The sequence below is a fragment of the uncultured Arthrobacter sp. genome, assembly GCF_947493765.1.
Lineage (GTDB): Bacteria > Actinomycetota > Actinomycetes > Actinomycetales > Micrococcaceae > Arthrobacter_D.
The window spans coordinates 54677-75236 of sequence record NZ_CANLSZ010000001.1 but is presented as its reverse complement, the minus strand read 5'-3'; the positions used below and the strand labels follow the sequence as shown (position 1 = coordinate 75236).

The following is a 20560-nucleotide window of genomic DNA, read 5'->3' as shown; positions in this document are numbered from 1 at the left end:
TCAGTGGCCGGCGCCGAGCGTGCCGCCCAGGCGCTCGCGCATCGTGGTCGAGGCGTCATTGAGCCCCACCACCTGCACCTCGGTGCTGGAGGAGCGGTACTTCTCCTGGATGGCGTCCAGGGCCGCGATGGTCGAGGCGTCCCACAGATGCGAGTCGTGGAGGTCGATGACCACCCGCTGTGGATCGGTCGCGTACTCGAACTGGGTGTAGAGGTCGTTCGAGGACGCGAAGAACAGTTCCCCGTTCACCGTGTAGGTGGCGACGCGTTCGCCGTCGTGTACCGCCTCGGTCCGCTCCACCGTGACGAAGTGGGCCACCCGCCGGGCGAAGGCGACCATGGCCACCAGGACCCCTGCCCCGACGCCGATCGCCAGATTCTCGGTCCAGACCGTGACGACCACCGTGGCGAGCATGACCGTGGTCTCGCTCCTGGGCATGCGTTGGAGGGTGGAGGGCCTGACACTGTGCCAGTCGAACGTGGTGATGGCCACGAAGATCATGACCGCGACGAGTGCCGCCATGGGGATGAGCGCGACGATCCCGCCGAGGACGACGACGAGCAGGAGCACGAAGATCCCGGCGAGGAAGGTCGAGATGCGGGTCCGGGCTCCCGAGACCTTGACGTTGATCATGGTCTGGCCGATCAGCGCGCACCCACCCATACCGCCGAAGAAGCCCGTGATCATGTTCGCCGCGCCCTGGCCCCAGGACTCCCTCGTCTTGTCGGAGCGCGTGTCGGTGATGTCGTCGACGAGCTTGGCGGTCATCAGGGATTCGAGCAGGCCCACGGCAGCCAGCGCCAGGGCGAACGGGGCGATGATCTGCAGGGTCTCGAGCGTCAGCGGGACGTCGGGGAACATCAGCGACGGCAGGCTCTCGGGAAGCTCGCCCTTGTCGCCGACGGTGGGGACCACGGCGTTGGCGAGCACCGCGAAGACCGTCAGGACCACGATGGCGACCAGGGGAGCCGGGACCGCCCGCGTCAGCCGGGGCAGTCCGAAGACGATGAGCAGCCCGATGGCGGCCATTGGGTAGACGAGGAACGGCACGCCGATCAGTTCCGGGACCTGCGACAGGAAGATGAGGATGGCGAGCGCATTGACGAAGCCGACCATCACGGACCGTGGGATGAAACGCATGAGGCGTGCCACGCCGGTGAGGCCGAGCACCACCTGGAACAGCCCGCCGAGGATCACCGCGGCGATGAAGTAGTCCACGCCGTGACTGGCCACCAGCGGGGCGATCACGAGGGCCACCGCACCCGTGGCGGCGGAGATCATCGCCGGTCGCCCACCGAGGAAGGCGATGGAGACGGCCATGGTGAACGAGGCGAACAGGCCCAGCCGCGGATCGACCCCGGCGATGATCGAGAAGGCGATGGCCTCGGGGATCAGGGCGAGAGCGACGACGAGTCCGGCGAGCACCTCGGTCTTGAGCAGGCGCGGCCTCCTGAGCGTGCGCAGGACGGACTGGCGCTCGGTCGGGGTGGGGCCCGCCGGGGCGGTACTGGTCTGCATGGGCAGTGGTCCTTCGGTGCGGTCGGAGCGGGGCTGCTCGCAGGCGCCGGATACCTCGGTCACGCCGGTGTGCGGGGTCCTCGATGGCGGGGCGCGCGGCACGCCCGCTACAATCCTAACGCGGGCTGGCTAGCATGGGCCCATGGAGAACCTCAGCACCCAGGACCCCCGACCGCTCGGCGCCCCGGCGGAACCAGCACCGCCGGCCCTGCGCGCAGTCGTCACCGGCGCGAGTTCGGGGATCGGAGCGGCCACCGTCCGCGCCCTGCGCCGCGACGGGTGGGCCGTGGTCGCCGCTGCCCGGCGCACGGACCGGCTCACCGCGCTCGCGGAGGAGACGGGTGCGGTCCCCGTGGCCCTGGATGTCACGGACCAGGCCTCCGTCGACGCCTTCGCCGCCGAGGTCGCGGCCGGCGGCGCGGTGCATGCGCTCGTCAACAATGCCGGCGGCGCCTTCGGCGCGGACCGGGTGGCCGACTCCGTCACCGCGGACTGGGAACGGATGTACGAGGTCAACGTGCTCGGCTCCATGCGCATGACCCGCGCCCTGCTCCCGGCGCTGCGCGACTCGGGCCAGGGGAGCGTACTGTTCCTGACCTCCACCGCGGCACTCGCCGCCTACGAGGGCGGAGCCGGGTACTGCGGGGTCAAGGCGGCCCAGGTGTCCCTGGCGCGGTCGCTCCGGCTCGAGGAGGCCGAGAACAACATCCGCGTCATCGAGGTATCACCGGGCATGGTCCGTACCGAGGAGTTCTCGCTCAACCGCCTGGGCGGGGACAGGGGAGCGGCGGACAACGTCTACGAGGGCGTCGAGTACCCCCTCACGGCCGACGACGTCGCCCGGGCCGTCGCGTTCACCCTCAACGCACCGCACCACATGAACATCGACCAGCTGGTGCTCCGTCCGCTCGCGCAGGCGGCCAACCACAAGGTCCTCCGGGCCTGAGCCCCGCCCGGGCGGGCCTCAGCCCTGCCGCGAGCCGTGCCGAGAGCCGTGGCCCACGCGGTGCTCGAGCAGCTCAGTACCGCTCGGAGAGCTCCTGGTCGGAGGCCTGCCGCACGGCGACCTCCAGAATCGTGGAGTAGTGGTCGAGGGTGCCCGGGAGAGGAGTGTCCGGGTCGAGGTGTGGGCCCGTGCCCGGGGCGAGGTCGTGGCCGCCCACCACCGATGCCAGCGCCGCACTCGTCAGGAGCAGCACCAGGTGGCGGCCGGGACAGACCACCGGCCCGTCGCTGAAGGGTACGAGCGGCCAGGCGTCGTCCTCGTCCGTCAGCCACCGCTCCGGGAAGAAGTCGTGGGCGCGGCGCAACGCGCGATCGTCACGGTGGAAGTACGGCGCGAAGACCAGGACGCCGCACCCCTTCGGCATGAGCCCGTGCTCCCACTGCACCGGCTGCGTGGTCTGCCGCAGGATCATGGGTGTCGTCGGCCAGAGGCGCAGTGCCTCCAGGACGGTGGCACGGAGGTAGGGGAGCACCCGGCGGCCCGAGGTGTCGCCGTCGATCTCGCGCCGCGCCTCGGCCAGCGCCGCCGGGTGGGTCGCGAGGACCGTCAGCGCCCTGAAGGTGGCCATGCCGGCCGGGTCGAAGGCGAACAGCCACTGCGGTACCTGGTCGGACGGTTCCGCGCCGTCGCCCTTCGGGGCGGAGGCCATGACGGCCGCCAGGCTCCCGGGCTCGGCGTTCGCCAGCTCGTCGCCGATCCGCCGCAGGAACCGGGCCCTGGTCCGCCGGCGTACCGGTTTGAGGAAGGCCCAGTTCCCGTCCTGGCGCAGCCTGATGATCAGGTCCGTGAGCTCCGTGTCGTCCCGCGCATGATCACCGAACACCACCCGACGGACCACGCGGTACCAGGCGTCGAGGAACTCCTCCCACGGGAGCGAGCCGGTGCGCACGGCGCCGGCCAGCAGGTGCTGCATCTCCTCCTCCACCACCGGGACGAACCGGTCGGCCAGATGGTGGACCGGGTGCTCGGTGTCGAGGACCTGCTACTGCAGCGCACGGCGGACCGTACGCACGGGGCCCTGCGAGATGAGGACGTTGTGGGGCTCGAAGTGGGACAGCGCCGCCCGCTTCTCGCTGCTCGCGGGCGAGAACGGCTCGGGTGACCGGGCCAGGACCGTGTCCACGTCACCGGGTGCGAGGGCCAGGGCCTGCTTCCGCAGCGGCAGCTTCAGCAGCAGGGGTCCGTCCGGGTACTTCGCGTGCAGCTGCCGGACGATCCCGACGGCCTTCGTGTCGAGGTCCCAGCGTGCCGCGAGACCCACCATCCGCGGACGGCGGATGATCGGACCCTTGGCGATGGTGGGCAGGAGGACGCCCAGGACCACCCGCGTGGTCTCCAGCGCTGTGGCGGTGGGAAGGGCTGTGCTGCGCATGTGGCATCCATCCGGTCGTGGTCGGGTTCCGTCCCAGCGTGCCAGACCCGCACCGCGGCGCACGGCCCGCCACCCGGCGTGCCGTGCTTTCGACAACGGATTCCGCGCCGGGCTAGAATCGGGGCACAAGCACCGACCCGGCAATCACCGGCGAGCTTCCGGAAGAAGGCCGGCCAGCAGGGCGGCCCGTAGAACCGGACGGGACGGCCCGTCACAGCCCGAACGAGCGGCTTCCTCCCGCCCGCAGCGTCCGCGGTCAGCGGCGCCGGGGGCGACGGCGGCAAGTGAGGTGGTACCGCGGGTCCAGGACCCCGCACCCGGTCAGGCAGCCGGTGGCGGGCGAGACGGCACCCGTCCTCACGGCAGGACTCCTGCTCCACCCGCCGCCGCACACAGGATGAGAACCATGCCGCAGATCTACCCCAAAGCAGTCTCCCCCGCACTGGAGTCCCAGGACGGCCAGCGCGCCTCCACCGGCACCAGTGCCTCGCCGCGCCTCTCCGAGCTCGAGGAACGAGTGCTCGACTACTGGCAGCAGGACGGCACCTTCCAGGCCTCGATCGACGCGCGGGATGCCGGCGTGGACGGGTCCAACGAGTTCGTGTTCTACGACGGACCGCCCTTCGCCAACGGACTGCCGCACTACGGTCATCTGCTCACCGGCTACGCCAAGGACCTCGTGGCCCGCTACCAGACGCAGCGCGGGCACCGCGTGGAGCGGCGCTTCGGCTGGGACACCCACGGACTGCCGGCCGAGCTCGAGGCCATGAAGCAGCTCGGCATGACGGACAAGCAGCAGATCCTCGCCATGGGGATCGACAGGTTCAACGACGCCTCCCGTGCCTCGGTCATGAAGTACGCCGACCAGTGGCGCGACTACGTGACCCGCCAGGCCCGCTGGGTGGACTTCGACAACGACTACAAGACCCTCAACCCGGAGTACATGGAATCCGTCCTCTGGGCGTTCAAGACCCTGCACCAGAAGGGCCTCACCTACAGCGGGTACCGGGTACTGCCGTACTGCTGGAACGACGAGACACCGCTGTCCAACCACGAGCTCCGCATGGACGAGGACGTCTACCAGGACCGCCAGGACCAGACCGTCACCGTCTCCTTCCCGCTCCGCGCGGGCACCACCGGGCTGTCCCGGCAGCTCGCCGGGGTGGAGGCACTGGCCTGGACCACCACGCCGTGGACCCTGCCGACCAACGCGGCGCTGGCCGTCGGACCGGGTATCACCTATGTGGTGGTGGACGCCGCAGGCGACGACGCTCCACGGCGCTATCTCATCGCCGAGGATCTCCTGGGCAACTATGCGAAGGATCTCGGCTTCGCCGATGCGGCTGCCGCACGTGAGGCGATCACCTCCCGCCACCTCGGCGCCGAGCTCGAGGGGCTCACCTACGAACCGCTCTGGGACTACCTCGCCGATCCCGAGGAGGGCGGCTATCGGAACGCATTCCGCATCCTCGTCGCCGACTACGTCACGACGACGGACGGCACCGGGCTGGTGCACCAGGCACCCGCCTACGGCGAGGAGGACCAGGCGGTCTGCGAGCAGGCCGGCATCCAGGTGATCCTCTCGGTCGACGAGAAGGCCCGGTTCCTGCCCCTGTTCTCCCGGGGCCCGCTGGAGGGGATCGCCGGACTGCAGGTCTTCGAGGCGAACCGCGTCATCACGCGCGTCCTGAAGGCGGGGGACCGCCTGATCCGCCAGTCCAGCTACGTCCACAGCTATCCGCACTGCTGGCGCTGCCGCAATCCGCTCATCTACCGCGCCGTGTCCTCCTGGTACGTGGAGGTCACCAGGATCCGCGACCGCATGGTCGAACTCAACCAGGACATCACGTGGATCCCGGGCAACGTGAAGGACGGCCAGTTCGGCACCTGGCTCTCGAACGCGCGCGACTGGTCCATCAGCCGGAACCGGTTCTGGGGCAGCCCCATCCCGGTGTGGCAGTCCGACGACCCCGAGTACCCGCGTACCGATGTCTACGGCTCCCTCGCCGAGCTGCAGGCCGACTTCGGCCGGCTGCCCGTCAACCACGAGGGCGAGGTGGACCTCCACCGACCCTTCATCGACGAGCTGACACGTCCCAATCCGGACGATCCCACCGGCCGGTCGACCATGCGCCGCGTCGAGGACGTCCTGGACGTCTGGTTCGACTCCGGGTCCATGCCGTACGCCCAGGTGCACTACCCGTTCGAGAACGAGCAGTGGTTCCAGACCCACCATCCTGCCGATTTCATCGTGGAGTACATCGGGCAGACGCGCGGCTGGTTCTACATGCTACACATCCTCTCCACCGCCCTGTTCGACCGCCCGGCGTTCCGGAACGTCATCAGCCACGGGATCGTCCTCGGTTCCGACGGCCAGAAGATGTCCAAGAGCCTGAAGAACTACCCGGACGTCTCCGAGGTCTTCGACCGCGACGGCTCCGATGCCATGCGGTGGTTCCTCATGGCCTCGCCCATCCTCAGGGGCGGCAATCTGGTGGTCACCGAGCAGGGCATCCGCGACGGCGTCCGCCAGGTGATCCTGCCGCTGTGGAACGTCTGGCACTTCTTCGGCCTGTACACCAACGCGGCCTTCGACGGCGCGGGCTACGAGGCGAGGACCGTCACGCCGGGGGCCGCCGCGGACCTCGCCGAACCGATCGACCGGTACATCCTCGCGAATACCGGCAACCTGGTGCGCGATCTCACGGAGGCGCTGGACGCCTTCACCATCAGCGAGGCCTGCGAGTCCCTGCGCCGGTACCTGGACACCCTGACCAACTGGTACGTGCGGCGGAGCCGCCAGCGCTTCTTCGACGAGGACACGGACGCCTTCGACGTGCTCTACACGTGTCTGGAGACCGTGTGCCGTGTCGCGGCGCCGCTGCTGCCGCTCGTCACCGAGGAGATCTGGCGCGGGCTCACCGGCGGACGCTCGGTGCACCTGACCGACTGGCCGGACACGACGTCGTTCCCGGCCGACCCTGAGCTCGTGGAGCGGATGGACCGCACCCGCCAGGTGTGTTCGGTCGGCTCGAGCCTGCGGAAGGCCGCCAACCTGCGCGTCCGGTTGCCCCTGCGGGAGCTGACCGTCGTCGCTCCCGGCGCCACGGATCTCGGGGGCCAGTACCGCTCCATCATCGCCGACGAGCTCAATCTCAAGGAGGTGCGGCTCGTCGACTCGGCAGACGCGGATCCGTCGGAGTTCGGGATCACCCAGCGCCTCGTGGTCGACGCGCGCGCCGCCGGACCGCGCCTGGGCAGGAACGTGCAGACCGCCATCAAGGCCTCGAAGGCGGGGGAGTGGCACGTGGACGACGACGGCGGGGTCGTCGTCGGCGGCCTGGTGCTCGAACCATACGAATACACGCTCGACACCGTCGTGACGGGCACCGAGGCCGAGTCGAAGGCCGTGACGGTGCTTCCCGGTGGCGGCTTCCTCGTGCTCGACACCGAGGTCACGGACGAGCTCGCGGCCGAGGGCACCGCACGGGACGCGATCCGCGCCGTGCAGCAGGCACGCCGCGACGCGGATCTGCGCATCAGCGATCGCATCAGCACCGTCATCGGCGTGGCACCCGCGCAGGTCGCCGCACTGGAGGCGAACGCGGAGCTGATCAGTGCGGAGACCCTGACCGTCCGGCTGCGCATCATCGCCGACGAGGACGCCGACGGCGACTTCGCCATCACCGTCGAGAAGGTCACCGTCGAGCAACAGGAGTCAGTGCATGGATGACACGAACGGCACCACCGACACCGGCAGCGCCGGGATCGAGCGGCCGGATCACGACGCCTTCTCCGTGGAGAGCGTCTACGCCGAGCTGCTCAGCCGCGCCCCGGAGGACAGGATGGAACCCCGGATGGCTCCGCTGCACCGGGCCATGGAGATTCTCGGGGAGCCGAACCGGGCCTTCCCGATCATCCACATCACGGGGACCAACGGGAAGACCTCGACCGCCCGGATGATCGAGAGCATCCTGCTGGCGCACGATCTGCGCACGGGCCGCTACACCAGCCCCCACCTGTCGCGGGTGACCGAGCGCATCAGCATCGACGGGGAGTCGGTCGCGGACGAGACGTTCGTCCGCGTGTGGGACGAGATCAAGCCGTACCTGGACATCGTCGACGGCGAGCTCCTCCTCGCCGGGGAAACACGCCTGACCTACTTCGAGTGCATCACCATCCTCGCGTTCGCCATCTTCGCCGACGAGCCGATCGACGTCGGCGTGATCGAGGTGGGACTCGGCGGGGTCACGGACGCCACCAACGTGGGCGACGGCCAGGTGGCCGTCATCACGCCCATCTCCCTCGACCACACGGATCTCCTCGGGGACACGGTGGAGGACATCGCCCTGGAGAAGGCCGGCATCGTCAAGCCCGGCGCCTTCCTCGTCAGTGCCGTCCAGCCCCGCGACGCCGCGCAGGTCCTCCTGGAGCGGGCGCAGGAGGTCGGCGCGGAGTTCCGCTTCGAGGGCATCGAGTTCGGCGTCGAGTCCAGGGCGATCGCCGTCGGCGGACAGGTGGTGTCGCTCAGCGGCCTCGCGGGTCGCTACGGCGAGCTGCTGGTCCCGCTGCACGGCGAGCACCAGGCGGAGAACGCCGCGCTGGCCGTCGCCGCGGTGGAGGCCTTCCTCGGCGGTGGCGAGCGGGAGCTGGACACGACGCTCGTGCGCAACGGCCTGCGCGCCGTCACCTCACCCGGCCGTCTCGAGGTGGTCCGCACCGCCCCGAGCATCATCGTCGACGCCGCGCACAACCCGGCCGGTGCCCGTGCCGCAGCGAAGGGCATCAAGGAGGCCTTCGACTTCTCGCGCCTGGTCCTGGTGATCGGGGCGCTGCAGGACAAGGACGCGGCCGGGATGCTCGCGGAACTGCACGAGGAGCTCGGCGGGATGCTCGAGGACCTCTGCCTCACGCAGTCCACGTCCCCGCGCTCCGTGCCCGCAGCGGATCTCCTGCAGGCAGCCCTCGCCGCCGGATTCGCCGAGGAGAACATCACCATCCTCCCGGGGCTCGACGACGCCCTGGAGTGGGCCGTGATGAAGGCGGAGGAGAACAACGACCTCGCCGGCGGGATCCTCGTGACCGGCTCCATCACCGTGATCGGCGAAACCCGAACGTTGCTGGGGAAGTAGGTACCGCCATGGCACGCATGACGAGGGCGCAGCGCGAGTGGCGGCCCGGAATGCCCCGGAAGCGCCGGTCCACGAAGGTCCTGTTCGCCTCGACGGTCCTGGCGCTCGAGGCGTTCGTGGTGTTCTTCGCGACCCTGGCCGTCCTCGGGCTCAGACGCGACGAGATCAGCCCCGTGCTGATCCTGACGTCGGGACTGATCCTCAGCGTCGTCCTGATCCTCACCTGCGCCGTGGTGACGAAGCGATGGGGGATCGGCCTCGGCTGGTTCCTACAGCTGGTCATCATCGCCGGCGGTTTCCTGGAGCCCACCATGTTCCTGGTGGGTGCCGCGTTCGCCGTGACCTGGCTCTACGGCATCCGCCAGGGCACCCGCGTGGACCGGGAGAACGTGGAACGCGACAGGCTGCAGGCCGAGTGGGAGAAGGCGAACCCCGAGTGAGTCCGTCGGTAGAATCTGACCAAGCACCCAACCATCGCGGCATCACCGACGCCGCAGAGCCAGGAGATCACATGACCACCGAGCGCACCCTCGTCCTCGTCAAGCCCGACGGCGTAGCCCGCGGGCTGACCGGGACCATCCTGGCGCGGATCGAGGCCAAGGGCTACAGCATCGCCGAACTCAAGCAGGTGCACGCCACGCGCGAGCTGCTCGAGCAGCACTACGCCGAGCACGCCGGCAAGCCCTTCTTCGAGCCGCTCGTCGAGTTCATGCTGAGCGGACCCGTCGTGGCGGCGGTGTTCGAGGGACAGCGCGTCATCGAGGGCCTCCGCTCCCTCGCCGGCGCCACGGAACCCACGGCGGCGGCGCCGGGCACCATCCGCGGCGACCTGGGGCGCGACTGGGGCGTCAAGGTCCAGCAGAACCTGGTCCACGGCTCGGACTCGGCGGAGTCGGCCGAGCGCGAGATCGGAATCTGGTTCGCCTGAGCCCCGCGCGCCGGATCGTGTGCCCGGGGCAACGGTGTTGGTAGGTTGGGACCATGATGACCTACAGCAGACTGGGCTCCTCCGGACTCAGCGTTTCCACCGTCGGGCTCGGCTGCAACAACCTGGGCAGGGCCGGCACCACCTCCGAGTCGCAGGAAGGGACCGACGCCGTCGTCCACGCCGCGATCGACGCCGGCATCACGCTCTTCGACGTCGCCGACATGTACGGCAGGGCGCCGGGGGTGAGCGAGGTCCAGCTCGGCAGGGCCCTCGGTTCCCGGCGCGACGACGTCGTCCTCGCCACGAAGTTCGGGCTCGACATGGACGGCGTCAACGGGCCGGACTGGGATGCGCGCGGATCGCGCCGTTACATCGTCCGGGCAGCGGAAGCCTCGCTGCGTCGCCTCGGTACCGAGTGGATCGACCTGTACCAGTACCACACCCCGGACGTCCTGACGCCGATCGAGGAGACCCTGGCCGCCCTCGACGATCTCGTCACCAGTGGGAAGGTGCGCTATCTGGGACACTCGAATTTCTCGGGCTGGCAGGTGGCGGAGGCCGAGTTCACTGCTCGCAGCGGCGGCTACACGCCCTTCATCTCGGCGCAGAATCCCTACAGCCTGCTGGACCGCCGGCTGGAGCGTGAGCTGGTGCCGGCCGCCGAGGCGTACGGACTCGGCATCCTGCCGTACTTCCCGCTCGCGAACGGCCTCCTCACCGGCAAGTACCGCCGGGACGAGGTGCCGGCGGGAAGCCGCCTGACGCACTCCCGGAAGAATCTGCTGGAGACCGCCGACTGGGACCAGCTCGAGGCGTACTCCCGCTTCGCCGCGGAACGGGAGGTCAGCGAGGTGCAGATCGCCTTTTCCTGGTTGGCCGCCCAGCCGTCCGTCGGCTCCGTGATCGCCGGAGCGACGTCGCCCGAGCAGGTGCGGCAGAACGCCGCCGCAGCGGACTGGACGCCGTCGGCGGAGGATCTGCGGGAGCTGGACCGGATCTTCCCCGTCTGACCGGCAGCGGCCCCGGGGCGTTCTCCCGGCGAGAGAGTGCACACGCACGAAGAGAAGGAGGAGGGCCGGTGGTCACCGGCCCTCCTCCTTCCGTCTCCCAGGTCAGCTCTTGAGGCTGTCGACGAAGTCGGGGTTCTCCTCCAGCCACTGGTCCACGGCCTCGGCCTCCTTGCCCGAGCCGAACTCGTTGACCACGAGGTCCTCGAGCTGGCCGTACTGCTCGTCGTCGAGCGTGAAGTTGGCCATCATGTCGGCCACCTCGGGGAAGTCCTCCGCGAAGCCCGTGCGGGCGAGGGTGTGCAGGCCCTCCACGGGACCGAGCGCACCCTCGGGGTCCTCCAGGTCCTTCAGCGGGAAGGCGCTGTTGGCCCAGAACGGCTTCCACAGGGTCACCACGATGTCTTCCTCGGAGTCGATGGCGCTCTGCAGTTCGGTGAGCATCGCGGTGGTGGAGGACTCCACCAGCTCGTAGTCGCTCTCGAGCCCGTAGGTCGGCATCACGTTGTCCTTGGTGACGGCGGTGAGGCCCGCGCCTGGCTCGATTCCCACGATCCTGCCGTCGAACTGGTCGGCGTTACCCGTCAGATCGGCGATCGACGCGATGTCGGTGTACTCCGGGACGGCGAAGGTGAGCTTCGCGTTGTCGTAGTAGGTACCGAGATCCTCGATGTCGTCCCCGTACTCCTCCATGTACTCGGCGTGGGTCGCGTCGGGCCAACCCGAGGGGTAGACGTCCACGTCGCCGTTGGACAGCCCGGTGTACAGCGGGGCCGCCTCGCTCAGCTCCGTGATCTCCACCTCGAAGCCCTCGTCCTCGAGGATGTCCTGCCACAGGTAGGCCGTGCTCAGGCCGTCGGTCCAGGAGGGGATGATGCCCAGGGCGATGGTCTGGTTCTCCCCGGTCGAAGCGCTGTCTCCGGCGCTGTCGCCGGAGCTGTCGGATCCGCAGGCGGTGGCGCCGAGCGTGAGGCTCGTCAGGACGGCGAACAGGCCGAGATTACGTGCGTGCAATGTCTTCGTCATGGCTCTTCTTCCTTTTCTCATCGGAGGGAACCGCTGGTGGAGGGTTCCCGTGCAGTAGCTGGGGGATCAGGTGGGGCTGCCCGCGGGGACGGGGGCAGCGGTGGTGCGGGACCGGCCGAGCATGCGGCCGAAGCCGCCGGTGATGCGGCGGGCTCGGGCTGCTGCCCCGCCGCCCACCGCCGCGGTGGTCCGGTCCAGGTAGATGGCCAGGACCACGACCGACAGGCCGGCCTCGAAGCCGAGGCCGATGTCGAGCTGGGAGATGGAGGAGGTCACGGCCCCGCCGAGTCCTCCGGCGCCCACGAGTCCGGCGATCACCGCCATCGACAGTGCCAGCATGATGACCTGGTTGACGCCGGCCATGATGGTGGGCAGCGCCAGGGGAATCTGGATCCCGCGGAGGATCTGACCGGGTGAGCTGCCGAAGGCGTGACCGGCTTCGACCACCTCGGCGTCGACCTGGCGGATCCCGAGTTCGGTCAGGCGGACCCCGGGCGGCAGCGCGAAGATCACGGTGGCGACCACGCCTGGTCCCACGCCGATACTGAACAGGGTGACCATGGGTACCAGCCAGACGAACGCGGGCATGGTCTGCATGAGGTCCATCACGGGACGAACGGCGTTGCTCACAGAGTCGGAGCGTGCCGCCGCCAAGCCGATGGGTATGGCGATGACGAGTGCGATGATCGTGGCGACGAGCACCAGGGCGAGAGTCTCCATCGCGTTCTCCCACTGGTCCACGCTGATGACGAAGGCCAGGCCGATGAAGGACACGACCGCGAACTTCCAGTCCTTGACCAGCCAGGCGAGGGCGGCGAACAGGATCACGAGGATCAACGGAGGAAGAGTGTTCAGGCCATCGGCCAGCCCGCCGGTAGCGCCGGAGACCACATCGCTGATCAAGTCGAAGAACGCGCCGAGGTTGTGGTCCACCCAGTCGAACACGACCTCGATGCCGTCGCCGACCGGCACCCGGGGCACACCGGTCTCACTGAACTGACTGGTGGGTACGCTCATGCCATCACCTTCTGGTCGGGTCCTATGTGCTCGACGACCGTGTTGGGGTCACCGAGGGCGTTGAGGAGGGTGACGCGCGGCACCACTCCGCGGAGCTTGCCGTGCTCGTCGACCACCGCCAGTGCCGCAGGGCTCTCCGCGGCGGCGGTGATCAGATCGGCGAGGGCGGTGTCGACGCGCACGGTCGCGGCACTGCGCAGCAGCCCGTCGAGATCGTCCGAGCCCTTGCGGACCGCGTCGGCCACCTCGTGCTCGTGCACGATGCCCCGCAGGGTCTTGTCGCGGCCCACCACCATGATGCTGGAGAGCTGGTTCTCGCGCAGGAGTCGGTGGGCGGCGCGGGGGCCCTGCTCGCTTCCCAGGAGCGCCACGGGTGCCTCCATGATCGCCGAGGCGGTGAGGACCCTCGTGCGGTCCACGTCCTGCACGAACTGGGCCACGTAGTCGTTCGCGGGGTCGTTGAGGATCTGCTCCGTCGTACCGACCTGCACGATCCGCCCGTCGCGCATCATCGCGATCCTGTCGCCGAGGCGCATGGCCTCGTTGAGGTCGTGGGTGATGAACAGGATGGTCTTGCCGAGCTGGTGCTGCAGATCCACCAGCTGGTCCTGCATCTCCCGGCGGATCAGGGGGTCGAGGGCGCTGAACGCCTCGTCCATGAGCATGATGTCGGTTTCCGCAGCCAGTGCCCGGGCGAGGCCCACGCGCTGACGCATGCCTCCGGAGAGTTCGCCCGGCAGGGAGCCTCCCCAGCCGTCGAGACCGACCATCTGCAGTGCCACCTCGGCCTTCGCCTCGCGCTCGGAGCGGTTGAGGCCCTGGACCTTGAGCCCGTAGGCCGCGTTCTCCCCGACGGTGCGGTGGGGGAGGAGCGCGAAGTGCTGGAAGACCATGCTGACCTTCTCCCGCCTCACCCGGCGCAGGTCCTTGCCGCCGAGTCGCGTGATGTCCTCACCGCCGATGCTCATGGAACCCGCGGTGGGCATGAGGAGTCCGTTCACCATCCTGATGAGCGTCGACTTGCCCGATCCGGACAACCCCATGACCACGAAGATCTCGCCCTCGCCGACGTCGAACGTGGCGTCGATGACGGCGGGGGTCAGGTCGTCCTTGCGGAGTTCCTCGCGGGTCGCGCCGGAGCGCAATCTCTCGACAGCTCGCTCGGGCTTGGGGCCGAAGACCTTGAAGATCTCGGTGGCCTCGATAACTGGCACGAATACTCCGTTCCTCGACTTGAATCGTTCTCTCGGTGTTTCGCCTGCTGCATGCAAAGTGGATCGGATCGACAATTCCCTGCGGGATCTGGACAGGGCTGGACAGCGTCCGTTGAACCGATGAGTCAATATACCCCTGCGGAATGCACGAAATCCGGCCGGGAAAAGCCCGGCGGCGATGCCTCCTCCCCGGCGGACAGGGAGGACGACGCTCCCGGATCGCCGTCAGCTGGCCGATGTCCGCCGGGCCCTCGTACCCGCCGGCCCGGTGGTCGGCGCCCCCCGGGCGGGGGTAAATAGGTGCTCAGTCGTTACATGGGAGAGCGTTGTCCACGCCGAACAGGTCGAATCCCAGAAGTCTCACTCGTTGAGCTGCGCGACATATCGTTCGATCCTGCGCTGGGGGAGCAGCCACATGAGGGCGACGATCGCGTAGGTTCCCAGCCCGATCCACGGGTGGACCAGGGTCGCCGCCATCCCGACGAGATAGAGCAGGGGAGACAGCTTCCCCTTCCGGTCGTCGCGCAGCGCGCGGGCGAGGTGGCCGTCGGGACCGTCCTGCCTGACGAGGGCGACACGGAGCATCAGGAAGGCGATGGCGGACAGCAGGAGGTCGATGCCGTAGGTGAGGACCGGTACCTGTGCGAAGTCCGTCTGCTGCATCCACCGGGTGCTGAACGGGATGAGCGAGAGCCAGAAGAGGAGGTGGAGATTCGCCCACAGCACCGTCCCGTTCACCTTTCCGGCCAGGTGCACCAGGTGGTGGTGATTGTTCCAGTAGATGCCGACGAACGCGAAGCTCAGCAGATAGCTGAGGAAGACCGGGAGGACCTGGCGCAGGCCCTCCCAGCTCGGTTCCGCGGGAGCGCTCAGCTCCAGCACCATGATGGTGATGATGATGGCCAGCACGCCGTCACTGAAGGCCTCGAGGCGACTCGTGTTCATGCCGTGTGCTCCCCGGGGCCAGGGCGCGACCGCGCCGGGAAACTACCCGTGCAGCCGGTCCGTCCAGTCGGCCGGAACGCGCCCGGCAGGTCCTGGCACCGGTTGGGATTCTGGCCGGGCCCGCGGCTCGGCCAGATCGGGGCCCTCGAACGACTCCTCGGTCTCGGCGTTCCAGAACCAGGTCTCGCCCGGCTCGAAGCTCGTGAGCACCGGGTGTTCCGCTTCCCGCGCGTGGGCGGAGCTGTGCTGCGAGGGTGAGCTGTCGCAGCAGCCGATGCGTCCGCACTGGGCGCAGCGCCGCAGGTGGAACCACCAGCCCGCGCCGTCACCGGCCAGGCAGTCCGCGCAACCGGTACCGCTCGGCGCTCTGGAGGGATCGATGTGATTCGTGGGGGTCGTGTCCAAGACGGGTCCGTCCTTCCGGGAGGGGTGCGATCGCGCTGCTGTGCCGCCGGCTTCGGCGGGTACCGCCGCGTCAGTGCGACGGCCGGAGGGCGTGGTCGGCCCACTCGGTGAAGGTGGTCCAGTGTATCCGGGGGTGATCGGCGTGCAGCCGTGCCACATCGACCTGGTACCCGGGGCCCTGCAGGAAGGACCACATGGCGTGCATGTCCTGGTTCCCGATGGCACCGAGCGGGGTCTGTTCGTGGTGCACGGGCCGATCGAGTGCGTCCGCCAGGGCTCGGGCCATGAGCGCGGGCGTCGGCGCGTCGCTGGCCAGTTCGATGCGGGAACCCACGAAGGAGCCCGGATCGAGGAGGACGGTAGCGGCGAAGGCCCCGAGATCCGCGCGGTGCAGCTGTTGCAGGGGCCGATCGGGCGCCAGGGGGAGCTCGAGGACGCCGTCGCGGATCTGCTGCTCCCCGCCGAGCGCGTTGTCGAAGAAGTAGGTGGGCCCGAGGATGGTGTACGACAGGTCCGACGCGGTGAGTTCTGCCTCGATGACCGCCTTGCTCTCGAAGTGGGGCACGCCGCTGTCCTGCTGCGCCCCGGCGACCGAGCTGAGGACAAGATGGGGTACCCGTGCCGCCTCCGCTGCTGCGAGGATGGCCCGGCCCTGCGCGATCTCGGCGTCCGTGCCGCCCTCGAACGGTGTGGTGACGGCGAAGACCGACCGCACACCGCGCATGGCCTGCGCCAGCGAGTCGGCGTCGTCGAGCGAGCCGGCCACGACGTCCACACTGTCCTGCCGGAGCCGGCGCGCGGACTCCGAGTCCGGGCGGCGCACCAGCCCGCGCACCGGCGCACCGCGCACCGAGAGGGCGTCGACGACGGCGCTGCCCTGACCTCCCGTGGCCCCCAGGACCAGGACGGGCGCGTCGGCGGCGGTCACGGGTTCTCCTGTGCCGGGATGTCGACGGTCGGATCACCGAGGGTCCTGCTCATGAGTCATCGCCCGGGCGGTCCGCGAACGTGCCCTCGAGCATCCCCGTCGCCTGCCCGATCTCGATGAGGTAGCCGTCCGGGTCGCGCAGGTAGCAGCGGATCTCGGCCTTGCGGTCCAGGGGTTCGGTGAGGAACTCCGCGCCCTTGGCGGTGGCGGCCTCGTAGAAGGCCGCGATATCGGCGACCCGCACATTCAGGAAGGAGGTGATGGGATCACCCTCCTCCGGTGCACGCAGACTGAGATCGGGCTTGTCGGGAGTGGGGCCGCCACCCGGATTCATGATGATCCAGCTGTTGGCCACCTTCACCATGCCGGGATTCCCCGGCAGGACCACCTCGCCCCCGAAGATGTCCGCGTAGAATTCCCGGGAACGCTCCACATCCCGGACGGTGATGTAGTGCGCCAGGGTCAAACCCTGCTCGGGGGCGGGTAGATCTTCTCGGTCCATGATGCTGTTCCCTTCATCGGGTGCGCTTCGGCGGCGAGGCCTCCGACCACGCCACGCCAGCGCCGCCCGGGAGGTCGAGGCGTCCCGCAGGATCGCCCATCCGGGCATCACTGCCGATGGAACTGCTTGCCGTTCACGCGCTCCGAGGCACCCACGCGGTCGAGGTAGGGCGTGATGCCGCCGAGATGCATGGGCCATCCGGCGCCCATGATCATGCACAGATCGACGTCCTCGGGGCCGGCCACCACACCTTCGTCGAGCATGCGCCCGATCTCGTCCGCGAGACCGTCCTGCGTGCGCCGGAGGACCTCCTCGGCCGTGGACGGGCTGCTGCCGCGCTCCATGAGGTCCAGTGTCGACCCGGGCACTGCGTACGACCCGTCCTCCTGCTTCTCCCACAGGCCCTTGACCCCGGCGTCGATCAGCTTCTGCTGGTTCTCCGAGACGTGGAACCGGTCACCGAAAGCGGTGTGCAGGGACTCCTGGACGTGCTGACCCACAGGTAGTCCCACCAGGGCGAGGAGCTTGAAGGGGCTCATCGGCAGGCCCATCGGAGCGAGGGCCGTGTCCGCGGTCGCTGCATCCGTACCCTCGTCGAAGGCCGCGGTGATCTCCCCGAACATCCGGCCCAGGATGCGGTTGACCACGAAGGCGGGGGCATCCTGGACCAGGACGGCGTTCTTCTTCAGCCCCTTCGCGAGGACGAAGGCCGTGGCCAGGACGGCGTCGTCGGTCTTCGGCGCGCGGACCACCTCGAGCAGCGGCATGGCGGCGACCGGATTGAAGAAGTGGAAGCCCACCACACGCTCGGGGTGCTGCAGGTCCGCCGCCATCTCGGCGACGGAGAGCGAGGACGTATTGGTCGCGAGGATGCACTCGGGGGAGACGACGGCCTCCACCTCCGCGAAGACCTGCTTCTTGACGGACAGCTCCTCGAAGACCGCTTCGATGACGAAGTCGGCGTCCGCGAAGGCATCCTTCGACACCGAGCCGGTCACGAGGGCACGGGTGCGGTTCGCCGCGTCCTGGGACAGGCGCTTCCGGCCGAGCATCTTCTCGATCTCCGCGTGGACGTACGCCACACCCTTGTCCACGCGTGCCTGGTCGATGTCGGTGAGGACCACCGGGACCTTCAGCTGGCGTGCGAAGAGGAGGGCGAGCTGACTCGCCATGAGCCCGGCGCCCACGACGCCCACCTTCGACACCGGGCGGGCGAGTTTCCTGTCCGGTGCTCCTGCGGGGCGTTTGCCACGCTTCTGCACGAGGTCGAGGAAGGCGTACACCGTCGACTGGAACTCCGGTGTCTGCATCAGCTCGGCCAGGGCGTTGCACTCCGCCGCCGCGGATTCGTGCCGCGACAGCCGGAGGCCCGCCTCGAGCAGGTCCAGCACGCGCGACGGCGCAGGAGCGGCGTTGCCCGTCCTCGCCTCGACGAACGCCCGCCCGGACGCGACGGCCGACACCCAGGCGTCGTCGTCGTAGTCGGCGAGTCGGCCGCGGCGCTGCTCCACGGACTCCTGCGCGCTGCCACCGCGGAGCACGCGGGCCGCCCAGAGGAGGGACTGCTCGAGATAGTCCGCGGGCTCGAAGAGTGCGTCGGCGATACCGAGCTCGTACGCCTCCGTGCCGCTGAGGCTCCGATTGTTGCTCAGGGGGTTCTCGATCATGACCTTGACCGCGTTCGCGGGGCCGATCAGGCGGGGCAGGCGGTACACGCCGCCCCAGCCCGGGACCAGCCCGATGAAGGCCTCGGGAAGACCGATGCCCTTGGCCCCGGTAGACACCGTGCGGTAGTTGGCTGCCAGCGCCACCTCCAGCCCTCCGCCGAGCGCGACGCCGTTGATGAAGGCGAAGCTCGGCACGCCCATGTCGGCGAGCAGATCGTACGCCTCGTGCCCGAGTTCGGCCATGAGCCTGCCCAGGTGCTCGGACTTCACGCTCTTCACGGTGCTGAGATCCGCTCCGGCCACCAGGAAGTAGGGCTTGCCCGTGACGGCGACTCCCACGATCTCCCCGGACGCCGCCCGCTCCTTCAGGGACTCGAGGGTGCGGCCGAACTCGATCAGGGTGCTGGGACCGAGCGTGGTCGGCTTCGTCTGGTCGAGGTCGTTGTCCAGCGTGACCAGCGCGAGGACACCGGCGTCCTCGGGCAGATCGATGTCCTGGACATAGGAGTGGGTGACGATCTCCGCGGGGAAGAGCCCGGCCAGTTCGTCGTAGCGTTCGAAGCTCATGCTGCATCCTGTCCGTAGTGCTCGTGGTGGGGGTTCTCCCAGATGACGGTGGCACCCATCCCGAGGCCGATGCACATCGTCGTCATGCCGTACCGGACGCCGGGGTCTTCCTCGAACTGGCGGGCGAGCTGGTTCATCAGCCGGACGCCGGAGGACGCCAGCGGGTGACCGACGGCGATCGCGCCACCGTAACGGTTGACGCGGGGATCCTCGTCGTCGATGCCGAAGTGGTCGAGGAAACTCAGCACCTGCACGGCGAAGGCCTCGTTGATCTCGAACAGACCGATGTCCTCGATCTCCAGCCCGGTCTGGCGCAGGGCCTTCTCCGTCGCGGGCACCGGCCCCATGCCCATCACCTCGGGCTCCACCCCGGCGAAGGCATAGCCGACCAGGCGCATCCGGACGGGAAGCCCGAGCTCCTCCGCGGCGTCGCCCGAGGCGAGCAGGGCTACCGTGGCCCCGTCGTTCAGCCCTGCCGCGTTGCCCGCGGTCACCCGACCGTGGGCGCGGAACGGCGTGCGCAGGCTCGCGAGATCCTCCAGCGTGGTGCCCGGGCGGGGTGGCTCGTCCGCGGTGTTCAGTGTCCAGCCGGATCCGGCCTTCTTGCCGGCCACCGGTACGAGGTCGGGCTGGATCTGCCCGGCATCGTAGGCTTTCGCGAGCTTCTGCTGGCTCCGCACAGCGTAGGCGTCGGTCCGGTCCTTGGTGATACCGGGGAAACGGTCGTGCAGATTCTCGGCGGTGTTGCCCATGTTGAGTGCGGCGGGATCGACGATCCGCTCCGACACGAAGCGCGGGTTGGGATCCGCTCCGGACCCCATGGGATGGTTCCCCATGTGCTCCACTCCTCCTGCGATCACCACGTCGTAGGCCCCGAAGGCGATCCCCGACGCGGTGGTGGTGACGGCCGTCATGGCTCCGGCGCACATGCGGTCGATAGCGAAGCCCGGCACCGTCCGGGGGAGTCCCGCGAGGAGGGCCGCGGTGCGGCCGATGGTGAGGCCCTGGTCGCCTGTCTGCGTGGTGGCGGCGATGGCCACCTCGTCCACGCGCTCGGCCGGCAGCGAGGGATTGCGCCTCATCAGGTCCCGGATGCACTTGACCACGAGGTCGTCGGCGCGCATGCCCGCGTAGATCCCCTTCTCACCCGCTCGTCCGAACGGGGTCCGTACTCCGTCGACGAAGACGACGTCGCGCACCGATCTCGTTGCGCTCCGTGTGGACGCGGTGCCGGTTTGTGGGCTCACGTGTGCTCCTCCTTGAGATGTTGATCCGCGCCAATGTTACTGGCGGGTAACATAGCGTGCAACCAATGCTCCGGGTCCG

Annotated in this window: 18 protein-coding genes; 6 read left to right on the top strand and 12 right to left on the bottom strand. The window is 69.1% G+C overall.

Going from position 1 to position 20560, the window contains the following annotated elements:
* Positions 1–1518 carry a SulP family inorganic anion transporter gene (locus Q0747_RS00385; RefSeq protein WP_298251297.1) on the bottom strand — a complete coding sequence of 506 codons (1518 nt, stop codon included), beginning with the start codon at positions 1516–1518 and terminating at the stop codon, positions 1–3.
* Between the two features lie 142 nt (positions 1519–1660).
* Here Q0747_RS00385 and Q0747_RS00380 point away from each other — a divergent pair, with 142 nt between their 5' ends.
* Positions 1661–2464: an SDR family oxidoreductase gene (locus Q0747_RS00380; protein WP_298251296.1), complete on the top strand. Its 804-nt coding sequence runs from the start codon at positions 1661–1663 to the stop codon at positions 2462–2464.
* Positions 2465–2537: 73 nt separating this feature from the next.
* Here the strand turns inward: Q0747_RS00380 and Q0747_RS00375 are convergent, their stop codons facing one another.
* Both Q0747_RS00375 and Q0747_RS00370 read right to left on the bottom strand, forming a co-directional pair.
* Positions 2538–3437: a cytochrome P450 gene (locus Q0747_RS00375; protein WP_298251295.1), complete on the bottom strand. Its 900-nt coding sequence runs from the start codon at positions 3435–3437 to the stop codon at positions 2538–2540.
* 69 nt (positions 3438–3506) lie between these two features.
* Positions 3507–3896, bottom strand: coding sequence for a hypothetical protein (locus tag Q0747_RS00370; protein WP_298251294.1), 390 nt, complete (start codon positions 3894–3896; stop codon positions 3507–3509).
* A 406-nt stretch (positions 3897–4302) separates the two neighbouring features.
* On the opposite strand from Q0747_RS00370, the gene ileS reads away from it, so the two are divergent.
* The 5 genes from ileS (at position 4303) to Q0747_RS00345 (ending at position 10966) form a co-directional block, all read left to right on the top strand.
* Positions 4303–7629 (top strand): isoleucine--tRNA ligase, encoded by a 3327-nt coding sequence (gene ileS, locus Q0747_RS00365; RefSeq protein ID WP_298251293.1) that lies wholly within the window; start codon positions 4303–4305, stop codon positions 7627–7629.
* Entirely contained in the window at positions 7622–9028 is a 1407-nt protein-coding gene (locus Q0747_RS00360) for a folylpolyglutamate synthase/dihydrofolate synthase family protein (RefSeq protein ID WP_298251292.1), read from the top strand. Before ileS ends, Q0747_RS00360 begins: the two co-directional genes overlap by 8 nt.
* An 8-nt stretch (positions 9029–9036) precedes the next feature.
* A complete protein-coding gene (locus Q0747_RS00355; protein WP_298251291.1) occupies positions 9037–9468 on the top strand; it encodes a DUF4233 domain-containing protein in 432 nt (143 codons plus the stop codon).
* A 71-nt stretch (positions 9469–9539) separates the two neighbouring features.
* Complete coding sequence (gene ndk, locus Q0747_RS00350) at positions 9540–9956, top strand: nucleoside-diphosphate kinase (RefSeq protein ID WP_298251290.1); 417 nt, start codon at positions 9540–9542, stop codon at positions 9954–9956.
* A gap of 53 nt (positions 9957–10009) precedes the next feature.
* Entirely contained in the window at positions 10010–10966 is a 957-nt protein-coding gene (locus Q0747_RS00345; RefSeq protein ID WP_298251289.1) for an aldo/keto reductase, read from the top strand.
* 102 nt (positions 10967–11068) lie between these two features.
* Here Q0747_RS00345 and Q0747_RS00340 read toward each other — a convergent pair whose 3' ends face one another.
* The 9 genes from Q0747_RS00340 to Q0747_RS00300 all read right to left on the bottom strand — a co-directional run bounded on the left by Q0747_RS00340 (position 11069) and on the right by Q0747_RS00300 (position 20481).
* Positions 11069–11989 (bottom strand): glycine betaine ABC transporter substrate-binding protein, encoded by a 921-nt coding sequence (locus Q0747_RS00340; RefSeq protein ID WP_298251288.1) that lies wholly within the window; start codon positions 11987–11989, stop codon positions 11069–11071.
* 66 nt (positions 11990–12055) lie between these two features.
* Entirely contained in the window at positions 12056–13006 is a 951-nt protein-coding gene (locus Q0747_RS00335; RefSeq protein WP_298251287.1) for a proline/glycine betaine ABC transporter permease, read from the bottom strand.
* Positions 13003–14220 carry a glycine betaine/L-proline ABC transporter ATP-binding protein gene (locus Q0747_RS00330; RefSeq protein WP_298251286.1) on the bottom strand — a complete coding sequence of 406 codons (1218 nt, stop codon included), beginning with the start codon at positions 14218–14220 and terminating at the stop codon, positions 13003–13005. Before Q0747_RS00330 ends, Q0747_RS00335 begins: the two co-directional genes overlap by 4 nt.
* 360 nt (positions 14221–14580) lie before the next feature.
* Positions 14581–15165, bottom strand: a complete 585-nt coding sequence (locus tag Q0747_RS00325) for a TMEM175 family protein (RefSeq protein WP_298251285.1) — start codon at positions 15163–15165, stop codon at positions 14581–14583.
* A 42-nt stretch (positions 15166–15207) separates the two neighbouring features.
* Complete coding sequence (locus Q0747_RS00320; protein WP_298251284.1) at positions 15208–15570, bottom strand: UBP-type zinc finger domain-containing protein; 363 nt, start codon at positions 15568–15570, stop codon at positions 15208–15210.
* A 70-nt stretch (positions 15571–15640) separates the two neighbouring features.
* On the bottom strand, positions 15641–16498 hold the full coding sequence (locus tag Q0747_RS00315) for an NmrA/HSCARG family protein (RefSeq protein WP_298251283.1): 858 nt from the start codon (positions 16496–16498) through the stop codon (positions 15641–15643).
* A gap of 49 nt (positions 16499–16547) precedes the next feature.
* Positions 16548–17000: a VOC family protein gene (locus tag Q0747_RS00310; protein WP_298251282.1), complete on the bottom strand. Its 453-nt coding sequence runs from the start codon at positions 16998–17000 to the stop codon at positions 16548–16550.
* A 107-nt stretch (positions 17001–17107) separates the two neighbouring features.
* The gene (locus Q0747_RS00305; RefSeq protein WP_298251281.1) at positions 17108–19234 is read right to left on the bottom strand and encodes a 3-hydroxyacyl-CoA dehydrogenase NAD-binding domain-containing protein; all 2127 of its coding nucleotides are present in this window, start codon (positions 19232–19234) and stop codon (positions 17108–17110) included.
* The gene (locus tag Q0747_RS00300) at positions 19231–20481 is read right to left on the bottom strand and encodes a thiolase family protein (RefSeq protein WP_298251280.1); all 1251 of its coding nucleotides are present in this window, start codon (positions 20479–20481) and stop codon (positions 19231–19233) included. Before Q0747_RS00300 ends, Q0747_RS00305 begins: the two co-directional genes overlap by 4 nt.
* Positions 20482–20560: the final 79 nt, after the last annotated feature.

Bases quoted from the DNA above. Each gene is read 5' to 3' on its own strand.
- Q0747_RS00385 (WP_298251297.1), bottom strand. From the start codon at position 1,518: ATGCAGACCAGTACCGCCCCGGCGGGCCCCACCCCGACCGAGCGCCAG.
- Q0747_RS00380 (WP_298251296.1), top strand. From the start codon at position 1,661: ATGGAGAACCTCAGCACCCAGGACCCCCGACCGCTCGGCGCCCCGGCG.
- Q0747_RS00375 (WP_298251295.1), bottom strand. From the start codon at position 3,437: ATGCAGCACCTGCTGGCCGGCGCCGTGCGCACCGGCTCGCTCCCGTGG.
- Q0747_RS00370 (WP_298251294.1), bottom strand. From the start codon at position 3,896: ATGCGCAGCACAGCCCTTCCCACCGCCACAGCGCTGGAGACCACGCGG.
- ileS (WP_298251293.1), top strand. From the start codon at position 4,303: ATGCCGCAGATCTACCCCAAAGCAGTCTCCCCCGCACTGGAGTCCCAG.
- Q0747_RS00360 (WP_298251292.1), top strand. From the start codon at position 7,622: ATGGATGACACGAACGGCACCACCGACACCGGCAGCGCCGGGATCGAG.
- Q0747_RS00355 (WP_298251291.1), top strand. From the start codon at position 9,037: ATGGCACGCATGACGAGGGCGCAGCGCGAGTGGCGGCCCGGAATGCCC.
- ndk (WP_298251290.1), top strand. From the start codon at position 9,540: ATGACCACCGAGCGCACCCTCGTCCTCGTCAAGCCCGACGGCGTAGCC.
- Q0747_RS00345 (WP_298251289.1), top strand. From the start codon at position 10,010: ATGATGACCTACAGCAGACTGGGCTCCTCCGGACTCAGCGTTTCCACC.
- Q0747_RS00340 (WP_298251288.1), bottom strand. From the start codon at position 11,989: ATGACGAAGACATTGCACGCACGTAATCTCGGCCTGTTCGCCGTCCTG.
- Q0747_RS00335 (WP_298251287.1), bottom strand. From the start codon at position 13,006: ATGAGCGTACCCACCAGTCAGTTCAGTGAGACCGGTGTGCCCCGGGTG.
- Q0747_RS00325 (WP_298251285.1), bottom strand. From the start codon at position 15,165: ATGAACACGAGTCGCCTCGAGGCCTTCAGTGACGGCGTGCTGGCCATC.
- Q0747_RS00310 (WP_298251282.1), bottom strand. From the start codon at position 17,000: ATGGACCGAGAAGATCTACCCGCCCCCGAGCAGGGTTTGACCCTGGCG.
- Q0747_RS00305 (WP_298251281.1), bottom strand. From the start codon at position 19,234: ATGAGCTTCGAACGCTACGACGAACTGGCCGGGCTCTTCCCCGCGGAG.